Here is a 12099-nt window from a genome sequence, read left to right on the forward strand (position 1 = left end):
AAGATGGCTAAAAAAGCACCAGAAATGGAAGAGTACAAATATGGTTTTCGTGACGAGCACAAATCCATCTTTCAAACCGGTAAAGGTCTGACTGCAGAAGTGGTTACCGAGATTTCCAAGATTAAGAATGAACCGGATTGGATGTTGGAATTCCGTCTGAAATCCTTGAAACAATTCGAGAAGATGCCAATGCCGAAATGGGGCGGAGATCTCGACGGATTGGATTTCAACGATATTCAGTATTATGTGCGTGCTTCTGAAAAACAAGGTAAAACATGGGAAGAGGTCCCTTCTGAAATTAAGGAAACCTTTGATAAATTGGGTATCCCTGAAGCAGAGCAAAAGTTCCTTGCAGGTGTATCGGCTCAGTATGAGTCCGAGGTTGTATATCACAACATGCAAAAGGAATTGGAAGACCAAGGTGTAATCTTCATGGATACGGATACGGCTCTCAGAGAGCATCCGGAAATCCTGCGTGAATATTTTGCAACAGTTATTCCTCCAGCAGATAACAAATTTGCTGCATTGAATAGTGCGGTATGGTCCGGAGGAAGCTTTATCTACGTACCTAAGGGCGTTAAATGTGAAGTGCCTCTGCAAGCCTACTTCCGGATTAACTCCGAGAATATGGGACAATTCGAGCGTACACTCATCATCGCCGACGAAGATAGCTTCGTTCACTATGTAGAGGGCTGTACAGCTCCAATCTACAGCACGAACTCACTGCATAGTGCGGTCGTTGAGATCATTTGTAAGAAAAATGCCCGTGTTCGTTACACAACGATTCAAAACTGGGCACCAAACATCTACAACCTCGTTACGAAACGTGCGGTTGCAGAAGAAAATGCAACAATGGAATGGGTCGATGGTAACATCGGTTCCAAACTGACAATGAAATATCCAGCGGTTGTACTGAAAGGCCGTGGAGCTAAAGGTTCCGTACTCTCCATCGCTGTAGCTGGTAAAAACCAGCATCAGGATGCAGGTGCGAAAATGATCCACTTGGCTCCGGATACAACATCTACGATTGTATCCAAGTCCATCAGTAAACATGGTGGTAAAGTAACGTACCGTGGTTTGGCTTCCTTTGGCCGTCAAGCTGAGGGCGCGAAATCCAACATCAAGTGTGATACACTCATTCTCGATAATGAGTCCACATCGGATACAATTCCTTACAATGAAATCATGAATGATAACATCATGCTGGAGCATGAAGCTACAGTATCCAAAGTGTCTGAGGATCAGCTCTTCTACCTGATGAGCCGTGGTCTGACTGATGCAGAAGCAACACAGATGATTATCATGGGCTTCATTGAGCCATTCACGAAGGAATTGCCAATGGAATACGCCGTTGAGATGAATAGATTGATCAAATTCGAAATGGAGGGCTCTATTGGTTAATCCAATGCAGCGCCTTTCGAAGCCGCAAAGCTGAAGCAAGTTGCTGATGTTAAGCGGTAGATATAGTTTTATGTGATCGAACACCCTTTAGAGCAGACTTTTGAAAAGTCTCTCTAGGGGGTGTTTTTTTTTCGAAAATCTGGTGATAACAGCGTTCAGAAGGTTGTTCTGTCATCGGAGTGCGAGTGAAAATATTCTTTAGTCCAATTTGTATATTTACAAATGAATAGACCAGAGTTATTCTTCCATTAACGAATATTACATATATTTGAATTGATTCAAATATGAGGAGGTATATAATGCGAAGAAGTACAATTAAAAAAGGAGCAGCCTTGGTATTGTCTGCTGTTGTTGTCTTTACGAGCTCTCCTTTATTTTTATCCTCGGCCAGTGCAGCAGAAGGTGGTACGGTATCCGGTTCATTCAACGTACTTAGTTACAATGTAGGTGGTCTTCCGGATCTGGTATCCAGTTCCAACCCCAAGGAGTACACCGTTCAGATATCCCCAAAATTAAATGACTATGACATCATTAATGTGCAAGAGGATTTTAATTATCATAATGAGCTGATATCCCAAGTCACTCTGCCGTATTTGACGACAACAAGCGGAATTGCGGGTTTTGGTAGTGGGTTGAACAGTCTGTCCAAATATCCATTCCGTGACTTGAAGCGTGTAACCTGGGATAAGCGATCTGGTCTTTTTGACAATGGAAGTGATGAATTGACTCCAAAAGGATTTACAGCAGCTACATATGAGATCACACCTCAGGTGAAAGTGGACGTGTACAACTTGCATGCGGACGCAGGTAGCGATGATAAATCGCTTGAGGCCAGACGAGATAATATCAGACAACTCTCCAATTACATCAAGGAGCACTCGGACGGGAACGCGGTTATCGTATTTGGGGATACCAATACACGGTACACCCGTGCGGCTGACAATATAGAGTTGCTCATGTCTGAGAATGGTTTAAGAGATCCGTGGATCGATTTGATTCGAGGTGGGAGTATTCCCGCTGATGGAGATGCCCTTATGGATGCAACCAATTTAAATGGACCAAACTATGAGATAGTGGACAAAATTTTGTATCGTGGAAGCAAGGCATTGTCCCTGAATGCACAGAGCTATCGATTAGAAAATCAAACATTTGTTGACCCGGGTGGGAAGCAACTCTCCGATCATTATCCGATTACAGCGGAATTTGTGTACAGCACATCTTCTCAGTACCAACTAAGTTCAACAATCGGAGGATCTGGAGGAACTGGGTATAATGATCTAAATCATATTCCGGAGTCCAGACCTAGCTCAGTGGTGCTTAACTCGGGCAACCGTGTAGACGGCATTTCAACGTTGTACAGGGATGGAACGAACCTGGCACATGGTGGTCAATCCAATATTGGCATACTTACCTTGGCAGACGGAGAGTACTTAACTCAGGCAACAATTGGTCAGGGGACACGTAATGGAGATAAACGAATCTTTTACGTGGAGTTGTCGACCAATCTTGGAAATAAGATTGAAGGCGGACAAAAGACATCGGATCAAATTAAACTTGAGGCACCAGCAGGGTGGTATATAGCCGGATTTTATGGAAGAGCAGGACAGGAACTCGATCAGTTAGGGGTCATATACAGAACTCTGAATTAGGAGTGTGTAGTGGTTGAACTAAAAACATAGTATATGTAACTGATAGAGTAATCATAGTAACATAGCGCGCCGCTTGGAATATACGTTGGAAAGACCACAAGGTTTTCCCAATGCTATTCTGAGCGGTATTTTTGTGGAATAAAATAAGACCAATAGCACAAGCCATTTCGTAGATTTAAGCATTTAATGATAGAAAAGGATGTGAGTGTATGAGCGTAAACCCTTTCGAGGGCTATCGGATTACAAGTTCATTCGGCTATCGAATTCATCCTATTCATGGTGGACAGACATTTCACCGCGGAATTGATCTCGTGACAGAGCCCTGGAATGGCCCCGTCTATGCCTTTATGGAAGGTAGGGTACGTTTTGCTTCCGAAGGAGTTACAGGCTCCGGATTCGGCGGTTACGGGCTTACAGTTGCCCTTCAAGATCATCGTGGCTACTTGCATTGTTATGCTCACCTTTCGCGGATTGCCGTAACCGTTGGGCAGCGTGTGAAGCGAGGGCAGCTTATCGGTAATCAGGGAAGCACGGGTCAGAGTACTGGCCCTCACGTACATTATGAGATTCGTAAAACAAGTGCACCATCTTACGGGTATACAGCCAGCGAAGATGGTGTGACGGAACCGGGTGCGTATCTACAGGCCGAATACGGAACTGCATCCCAGGAACAGGAGGCTCCGCCGATGACCATTGAGCAGAAGAAAATGTTTGAAGCCATGCAGAAAACGCTGGAGATTCAAGGGGGATGGATTCAGCAACAGGAGCAACTTTCCAATATGGATTGTCCCGCATGGGCGCAGCAAGCGTTTGATTATTATCGACCGTTTATTATGAATGACAAAGGCAGTTATGAATTTTGGAGATTACTTGTTATCATGTACCGCAAGGAAAAAGGCATTCAGGTTCATTCGGATTCCGACATATAGATCTCTGCAAAGAACAGGGAGTAGCAAAAGGCTGATCCACTCAGGTAGATGCAGACAGACAACCATTTATTGAATGTTGCCTGTTCGCCCGGTTCATTCCAACGGAAACGTCATATGTTAGGGTATACCTGATGAAGAGGAGGCAATCACATGAGCGAAGTAGGATATGGCTGTGGTGGCAACGTAGGCGGAGTAGGCGGCGTTGGCGGATACAATATGTTCACAAACACTGGTGCAATCTTGGTACTGTTCATTCTGTTGGTTATCATCACAAAAGCATTCTGCGTGTAATTCCAACATGATCGAATCGGAATAGACAAAAGGGAAGCCGATTACGGCTTCCCTTTTGTCATATGCCGACCTATGAGTTGGCTATTTCAGTTACTATGGAGTTCTTCGTATACATGCTGTGTACAATGAACAGTTACTGTACATAGATCTCAACGATAGCAATATCTCTTTCTTTCGCTAAATCGATAAAGGCCGTAGAGGTCTGAACGAGTGGTCGGAAATAATCCGCAGGATTATTCATGACAATGAGTCCCGTCTGACCCGTGGTGAGCAGAACCCTTTTACCGATAAAATTAGGCAGCATGTGCTTGATCAGTTCCTGCGTTGCTTCAGCATTTAACTGACCAAAGCTGAGGCTGTACAGTTCACATAGAACAGAGATCAGTTCCTGTTTGGTCTGGTACACCCGATTCGTCGTCATGGCGCTGTAAACGTCTGCTACAGCAGTTATACGGGCATATGGGTGGATCTCGTCTCCTCGCAGTCCATGAGGATAACCACTTCCATCCTCGCGCTCATGATGCTGAAGTGCAACCGTTGCCAGAATTTCATCCTGCGTGGATTCTTTAATGATATCGTACCCATAGAATGTGTGTTTCTTCATTTCGTCAAATTCTTCCGTGGTCAATTTACCAGGTTTATGTAACATTTCAGAAGGAATCTTGGACTTGCCGATATCATGAAGATATCCTGCTTTGGCTACCGTTAGACATTCCTCGGGGTTGTAACCCATCCAGCCGGCGATATAAAAAGCGAGCATTCCGACTTGCAATGAATGGTTGTACGTATAATCGCTATCCCCGTCCAGCATAAGCAACAAGGAGACAACATCTTTTTGTTTTTCCAACTGTTCTGTTAGGGTGAACAAAATCTCGTCGACCTGTGTCTCATCAATAAAACCCTTCTCCATCGCTTGTTGAAATAGAGATTCAGTACCTTTGATCGTATCGTTAAACAAGTTAGTTAACAGACGGGTTTGATCGGAAGGTAAGGTTTGTGCATCAGAGTGTAGGTCGGATGTTGTGTGTTCTACATCTGCGTACTCGATTCCATGTTGCAACAGTTTGGATAGGTCATCTTCACTGAGGGTGGAACCTTTCATCAGCATGTGGAGACCCGAACTGTTGTATACATCATTTTTTAACAGGTCACCCGGTTTAAGATCAGTAACATGCACTCTCACGTATAAACCACCTTTTCTCGACTAATATCGACACATATAATTATAATAACAAGAAAAAAATGGGTTGACAACGACTTATTTACTATTAACCCACTCTGTCTAAAAGGTGTAAAGGCTCATTATTTAGTTCTCCATGGGGTTCCATGGTCCTAATTGATGTCCCTTCCATTCAGATCCATCTTCCCAAATTTCCTTTTTCCAGATCGGAACGGTCTGTTTGAGTCTCTCTATGGCGTAACGGCTTGCATCATAACAGTCGTTGCGATGAGGCGAGGAAACGGCAATGACTACACTAATCTCTGCCACATCCACTTTGCCAATTCGGTGACTGATTGCACATAACACACCAGGCCAGCGATCGGAGATTTCCACACCAATGGCTGCCATCTGAGAAAGAGCCATCGGCACATAGGCCTCGTATTCAAGATGAACGGTGCGTTGTTCACCAGTCATTTCACGAGTCGTACCTACAAAAGTAAGAGCTGCCCCGTGATTCGGGGTAATCACTAGCGCCGTTGTTGCTTCCACGGACAAGGTGGACTCTGTAATCAGAAATAAGCCATCTTCAGTCCGATGCTCTGGAAAGGTAGAGCGATGCTTCTCATCGGATATATCCGTACCATCGCCTCCAGAGACGGGAGGGATCAACGCAAGTTCATCTTCTGAGCTAAGTATAGTATCGGCAGGAGCGTACTGCTGGTTAACTGCCAAAAAGGATGTCCTTATCTGAGAAGCTGCCTCTGGGTAGGCCAGACTCAGTTTTTCTTTTAAATTGGCAGAGGTTGGAAGGTCTCCAATGTACTCAAACTCCAGGAGGGATGTATTTAAACGTTCTGCAATGCCTGCAAATAGTTGAATTGTCAATTTCATAGATATGACTCACCTCTTTTTGATCTCTAAACCCTTTAAATATATCATAACGACGCGGAAAATGTTATGCTTATCCATTAGAAGAATGAACGTTTATTGAAGAGCAGGGGAGGCGGTGTGATGAGCACCAGGGAGAAGCAAACGTTAACGATTCTACACACCAATGACATCCATAGCCACTTCGGCTCCATGAGCACCATCGCCGCTATGATCAATGAGGAACGTGACCAAGGTGGCAACTTCCTTGTATTGGATATCGGCGATCATATGGACCGGATGGCCGTTGAAACAGAAGGAACACTGGGTACGGCTAATGTTGATGTTATTAACCTGACGGGCTACGATGCCATTACAATCGGTAACAACGAAGGACTAACCTTTACGCCAGATCAGCTCTCGCAGTCCTACGCTGGACTTCTGTGTCCTGTGGTATGCGGCAATGTTGTGGAGCAAGATACTGGACTTCCACCAGTGTGGATGAAACCTTCTCTGATTGTGGAGAAAGGTCCATTTCGCGTTGGTCTGCTGGGGGCAACTGCCCCTTTTACCACGTTTTACGAACTGCTCGGGTGGGATGTTCTGGACCCTGTGGAGTCACTAAGAGCTCAAGTGGAAGCATTACGTGATGAAGTGGATGTGGTGGTTGTTCTTTCGCATCTGGGACTTTCGACAGATCGGAGACTGGCGGAGCAGATTACTGGAATTGATGTTATTCTCGGTGGACATACCCATCATGTTCTCGAAGAACCATTAGTGATTGGTCAGACCGTGCTGGGTGCAGCTGGGAAATTTGGCCAATGGCTTGGGAAAGTGGTTCTGGAACGAACAAGCGTGGGAAAACCTCTCCAACTGGTAAGTAGCGGTTGTATGGCTGCCAAGAGTATATTACTGGATGATCAGGTCGCGCTGGCAATCGCTACGAATCGTACGGAAGCCGAAAGGACACTCAATCAGACGGCAGTGATAACGGATCGGGTGCTGCCCATCGCGTATGACCGGGAATCCCCGTTTGCAACCTTGCTTGCACAAGCTGTTCGTCATTTCACGGGGGCACAGCTGTCTCTGGTGAATGCAGGTCAGCTTCTGGGAGATCTTCCACAAGGTAATATTACAAAAGGAATGTTGCATTCCCTATGTCCATCTCCTATAAATGCTTGTACAATATGCTTGAGTGGAAGTCATATTCGTGAAGCACTTGAGCAGTCCTTGTTGGACGAGTTTTCAGGTAAGCCCATTGTGGGATTTGGTTTTCGTGGTCATATACTAGGCACGTTATGTATGGACGGAATGGAAGTTCAATACAATCCACATGCGCCAGCCTATGAGAAGATCCAGACCATATCCATTAATGGTGAGCCTATGGACGAACAATGTGAGTATATCGTTGGGACACTGGACATGTTTACGTTCAATGTGGGGTATCCTCCTCTTGCTCATGGAACCCGTACGCTCTATCATCTTCCGGAATTCATACGCGATTTGCTGGAAACGGAAATAAAACGACCAGGGGCTCTGGACGACAGCCTGCGAGCCCGCTGGCATCAAAGCTAAATTTAAAGTACTTGCCTTCTGCTGAAGCGGCGGCTAGTGGTAATTACATCTACGGAGCGGGAGAGGATAGGCTGTGCGTTTAGTACATATAAACTTATTGCAGCCTGGCATGAAGCTGGGGAAACGTATTTATAGTGAAGAAGGCCTTGTATTACTTAGTGAGGATGTAGAGCTAACCAGTCGATTGATTGGACGCCTTAAGGATCTCGGAGTCGGTTATGTGTATATTAAAGATGCTGCGACAGAGGACATCATCGTTCCTGAAATGTTGCAGGAAGAGACCAGGAGGAAGGCACTGGTCGAGATCAAACAGCAATTTCAGAGTATGTCAGGGCTGAAAACCAAAAATCAGATTCCTCATTTCGGTAAAGCGCTTAGTGGTGTGATGAATGCGATTCTGGAAGACATCGGCAGTCAGAAGGAAGCCATGATTATGCTGATGGACATGAACTCCAGCGATTTTGACCTGTATAACCATTCTCTGAATGTATGTGTGTACACGCTGGTTCTTGGTGTCGCTTCGGGTTACACACGCCAGCAATTAATGGAGATTGGTCTGGGCGCTTTGTTGCATGATATCGGCAAAACACAGATTGCACCAGAAATTTTGCATAAACCCTCCAGATTGAGTGACGAGGAATTCAAAATCATTCAGCAGCACACTACATATGGACACCGTATTCTCAAAGATGAACCAGGTATACCGCTTCTATCCGCGCATTGTGCATTGCAGCACCATGAACGAATTGATGGCAGTGGATACCCTTTTGGTTTGAAAGACAAGGAAATTCATGAATATGCCAAATGGATTGCGCTTGCTGATTCGTATGATGCCATGACAACGAATCGGGTGTACAAGCAAGCCTTGCTGCCACATCAGGCAGTAGAGGTGTTGTATACAGGTTCAGGAACCCTCTATGAACAACGGATGCTGGAAAAGTTCAGGGATTGTGTCGCGATATACCCAGTAGGTATTTCAGTCAAGCTCAGTACGGGAGAGGTCGGGGTAGTTGCATCAATTCATTCACGTGTTCCTCAACGTCCACTTATCCGTGTTCTAAAAGATGCGGACGGTCAGACTTTATCTTCGCCTTATGAAATTAACCTGCTGACAGCTCTGTCTGTGATGATCACAGGTGTAGAGGGTGTGGAGGATACACTTTCAGCGGCTCAAAGTGAACAGGTGGAAAGCTGAACTAATTGAAAGTTGATTAGCGCTCATGTCGTAATATCCGGGCCGTTTCGTAATTCGGTCCAGAGTTGCCTGAGCGTTTTTTGTCATGTAATGGACAGGGTCTGCGTATGCCGGAGCATTCAAAATTGTGCTATGATAAAAGATAACTCCAAAAAGAGAAACACAAGGTATGATGTAAATAAAACTTTTTAGGTTAATAAAAGGAATAAGGTGAAGAACAATGACCATGCTAAACTCAGGATCGGTACAACCGATGCCTTTATCGCCAACGAATGATCCGTGGGATCCGATCGGCTCTCTGCGTACATATGGACGCCATGTGCTGACCAGTGTAGAAATGACCGTGACACATCTATGCAATATGAGGTGTGAGCATTGTGCCGTGGGAGATATGCTTACGATGCGTGAGGCGCCGGCTCTTCCGCTCCCTCTGATGCTGAAACGATTGGATGAAGTGGAGCATCTGCAGACGATTAGTCTGACGGGTGGCGAGCCAAGCTTTAGCCAGAAAACAGTGGATGAGATGATTATCCCGCTGCTCAAATATGCCAAGGAACGTGGAATTCGTTCCCAGATCAATTCGAATTTAACGCTGGATATCAGCCGGTATGAGCAACTTTTACCTTATCTGGATGTTATGCATATCTCATTCAACTATCTGAATGCTGACGATTTCCATCAAGTTGGATTTGCGAATAGTGGCAGACCTGTGAAACGTGAAGTAGCGGTAAAGATGTATGAGAAAATGATTGAAAATTCACGCAAACTGAGTGAGGCAGGCATGTTTATCTCTGCGGAATCGATGATTAACTTCCGTACGCACGACAAGCTGGATGGTATTCACCAATTAATTCGTGAGATGGGCTGTGTCCGTCATGAAGTGCATCCGATGTATAATTCGAACTTTGCTTCGTCGTTGCCTGTGTTATCACTGGACCATATGAGAGCAGCCATTCATCGTTTGCTTGATGTGCGTGACAAGGATATGTGGATGCTCTTCGGTACCCTGCCATTCTTCGCGTGCAGTGCAGCAGAGCAGGATCGGGAACTGATCAACCGTTTATACAGCGAACCCAATGTGACGGTACGTAACGATCCGGACGGACGCAACCGCGTTAATGTCAACATGTTCACGGGTAATGTGTATGTGACGGATTTTGCAGACATCCCGGCATTTGGCAACATTCGTGATCGTAAACTGGATGATGTGTTCCATGAATGGTCAGCTGAACATCCGTTGAATCAAACGGTCAATTGCCATTGCGATATTGCATCCTGTTGCGGACCAAACCTGCTAGTGGCAGATATGTATTACAAGGGTGTGGATTTCAAATCGAGAAAGGCAATCACACGTTGATATTCCAGGTGTATTCCTGAAATAGATAGAAAAGGGGAGTTTCAACTTGGATATTCATACCGAATTTCATCTTGGACAGCTGGTATTTAATCTGGTCTGTGTCTTTTTGCTCGTATTTTTGAATGGCGTATTTGTCGCAGCGGAATTTTCCCTTGTTAAAGTAAGGCAAACGCGCTTAACTCAATTGCAGAGTGAAGGAAACCGTTTGGCTGGTTATGCACTGAAGGTGAATAGTAAACTGGATTCCTATCTATCGGCAACTCAGTTCGGGATTACATTGACATCGCTTGGACTCGGGTGGCTGGGAGAACCAGCCATCTCTGAATTGCTCGTTGAGCCTCTCATGTTTAAGCTCGGTGTAGGAGATACAGGGCTTATTTCGACCGTGTCGGTCATTATCGGTTTCTGTATCATTACGTTTCTGCATATTGTGCTGGGTGAGCTTGCGCCTAAATCGTTGGCAATTCAAAAAACAGACGGAGTGGCATTGTTTTTATCTGCGCCCTTGCTGTTGTTCTACAAAATCTTCTTCCCGTTCATCTGGGTACTGAATGTATCGGCTAATGCATTGCTGCGTCTGGCGGGTATCGAACCTGCCAGTGAAGGAGAAGCTCACTCGGAAGATGAACTTCGAATTTTGATGAAGCAGAGTGCCAAAAGTGGTGTCATCGATAAAGATGAGATCAAACTGATGGACAACATCTTTGATTTCTCTGATATGCTGGCACGTGAAGTGATGTTGCCACGTACAGACATGGATTGTCTGTACACGCATATGTCTTTGGAAGAGAACCTGGAGATCATTAATGCAACCAAACATTCCCGGTATCCCGTAGCAGTAGAAGACAAGGATGAGATCATTGGATTTATACACATCACCGATCTGTTGCTGGCTAAACCGGAGCAACAACATGATCTGGCTTCACTTGTTCGTCCAATCTTAAACGTTCCTGAATCCATGGAAATCAGCCATGTGCTGCGTCTCATGCAGAAGAAACATTCTCAGATGACGCTGGTTGTGGATGAATATGGCGGCACAGCTGGATTGCTGACTGCGGAAGAAATTCTGGAAGAGATCGTTGGAGACTTGTATGACGAGTTTGAGGATGAGCGTCCGCATATGGAACGCAGTGGAGATTCCTTTTCCATTGATGGTCGTTCGCTTATTGAAGAAGTTCATAAGTGGACCGGAGCCATCATTGAGGATGAAGAAGTGGATACCATTGGCGGATGGTTGTTTAAAGAGCTTGGAGGTACTCCAGCCAAGGGCAAAACTCGGGAGCTGAATGGATACGTCTTTGAAGTGGAAGAGTCCACTCGTTTGCGAATTACTCGGGTTCGAGTGTACAAGCAATCTGTTCCTCAAGACATGAATTCGGAAGAAAATCCAGCAGAATAGAACTCGTTGCAGGAGCAAGATAAGACGAGCAAAAGTATGAAATGACGCAGATTATGAAAATCTGCCAGGATATAAGACCTTTGGAAGTTACCTGAAAGGGGAACGAACCGAAGGTCTTTTTTTATTTTAAAGAAGAATTTGGAGAAATTCTGCACATAGTTGAAACGAATTTCGGATTAACTTTGGGGACAGCGTCATATGGTTATATAGACGGGAAACTGGAAGGACCTCAGTAATATTCAGTTGCACCAATGATGTATTATAGGAGGCGTTG

At 45.1% G+C, this 12099-nt stretch carries 10 protein-coding genes; 8 read left to right on the forward strand and 2 right to left on the reverse strand.

The window, feature by feature from the left end:
• Positions 1-3: 3 nt before the first annotated feature.
• The 4 genes from sufB to QNO02_RS09260 all read left to right on the forward strand — a co-directional run bounded on the left by sufB (position 4) and on the right by QNO02_RS09260 (position 4270).
• A complete protein-coding gene (gene sufB / locus QNO02_RS09245) occupies positions 4-1401 on the forward strand; it encodes a Fe-S cluster assembly protein SufB (protein ID WP_249911233.1) in 1398 nt (465 codons plus the stop codon).
• 299 nt (positions 1402-1700) lie between these two features.
• The gene (locus tag QNO02_RS09250; protein ID WP_289391861.1) at positions 1701-3050 is read left to right on the forward strand and encodes a jacalin-like lectin; all 1350 of its coding nucleotides are present in this window, start codon (positions 1701-1703) and stop codon (positions 3048-3050) included.
• A 209-nt stretch (positions 3051-3259) separates the two neighbouring features.
• On the forward strand, positions 3260-3979 hold the full coding sequence (locus tag QNO02_RS09255; RefSeq protein WP_289391862.1) for a M23 family metallopeptidase: 720 nt from the start codon (positions 3260-3262) through the stop codon (positions 3977-3979).
• 150 nt (positions 3980-4129) lie between these two features.
• The gene (locus QNO02_RS09260; protein WP_017689533.1) at positions 4130-4270 is read left to right on the forward strand and encodes a hypothetical protein; all 141 of its coding nucleotides are present in this window, start codon (positions 4130-4132) and stop codon (positions 4268-4270) included.
• 133 nt (positions 4271-4403) lie between these two features.
• On the opposite strand, the gene QNO02_RS09265 is transcribed toward QNO02_RS09260, so the two are convergent.
• The gene (locus QNO02_RS09265; protein ID WP_091032616.1) at positions 4404-5453 is read right to left on the reverse strand and encodes an HD-GYP domain-containing protein; all 1050 of its coding nucleotides are present in this window, start codon (positions 5451-5453) and stop codon (positions 4404-4406) included.
• A 123-nt stretch (positions 5454-5576) separates the two neighbouring features.
• Positions 5577-6323 (reverse strand): molybdenum cofactor biosynthesis protein, encoded by a 747-nt coding sequence (locus tag QNO02_RS09270; RefSeq protein WP_289391863.1) that lies wholly within the window; start codon positions 6321-6323, stop codon positions 5577-5579.
• 120 nt (positions 6324-6443) lie between these two features.
• On the opposite strand from QNO02_RS09270, the gene QNO02_RS09275 reads away from it, so the two are divergent.
• The 4 genes from QNO02_RS09275 to QNO02_RS09290 all read left to right on the forward strand — a co-directional run bounded on the left by QNO02_RS09275 (position 6444) and on the right by QNO02_RS09290 (position 11825).
• On the forward strand, positions 6444-7874 hold the full coding sequence (locus QNO02_RS09275) for a bifunctional metallophosphatase/5'-nucleotidase (RefSeq protein ID WP_289391864.1): 1431 nt from the start codon (positions 6444-6446) through the stop codon (positions 7872-7874).
• 73 nt (positions 7875-7947) lie between these two features.
• Positions 7948-9069, forward strand: a complete 1122-nt coding sequence (locus QNO02_RS09280) for an HD-GYP domain-containing protein (RefSeq protein WP_091032607.1) — start codon at positions 7948-7950, stop codon at positions 9067-9069.
• Positions 9070-9289: 220 nt separating this feature from the next.
• Entirely contained in the window at positions 9290-10426 is a 1137-nt protein-coding gene (yfkAB, locus tag QNO02_RS09285) for a radical SAM/CxCxxxxC motif protein YfkAB (protein WP_091032604.1), read from the forward strand.
• Positions 10427-10472: 46 nt separating this feature from the next.
• Positions 10473-11825, forward strand: coding sequence for a hemolysin family protein (locus QNO02_RS09290; RefSeq protein ID WP_091032598.1), 1353 nt, complete (start codon positions 10473-10475; stop codon positions 11823-11825).
• Positions 11826-12099 lie beyond the last annotated feature (274 nt).

Source organism: Paenibacillus sp. PK1-4R (assembly GCF_030369595.1).
Lineage (GTDB): Bacteria > Bacillota > Bacilli > Paenibacillales > Paenibacillaceae > Paenibacillus.

Excerpts from the sequence above, each read along its gene's own strand:
- QNO02_RS09270 (WP_289391863.1), bottom strand. The coding sequence starts at position 6,323 with ATGAAATTGACAATTCAACTATTTGCAGGCATTGCAGAACGTTTAAAT.
- QNO02_RS09260 (WP_017689533.1), top strand. The coding sequence starts at position 4,130 with ATGAGCGAAGTAGGATATGGCTGTGGTGGCAACGTAGGCGGAGTAGGC.
- sufB (WP_249911233.1), top strand. The coding sequence starts at position 4 with ATGGCTAAAAAAGCACCAGAAATGGAAGAGTACAAATATGGTTTTCGT.
- yfkAB (WP_091032604.1), top strand. The coding sequence starts at position 9,290 with ATGACCATGCTAAACTCAGGATCGGTACAACCGATGCCTTTATCGCCA.
- QNO02_RS09250 (WP_289391861.1), top strand. The coding sequence starts at position 1,701 with ATGCGAAGAAGTACAATTAAAAAAGGAGCAGCCTTGGTATTGTCTGCT.
- QNO02_RS09255 (WP_289391862.1), top strand. The coding sequence starts at position 3,260 with ATGAGCGTAAACCCTTTCGAGGGCTATCGGATTACAAGTTCATTCGGC.
- QNO02_RS09275 (WP_289391864.1), top strand. The coding sequence starts at position 6,444 with ATGAGCACCAGGGAGAAGCAAACGTTAACGATTCTACACACCAATGAC.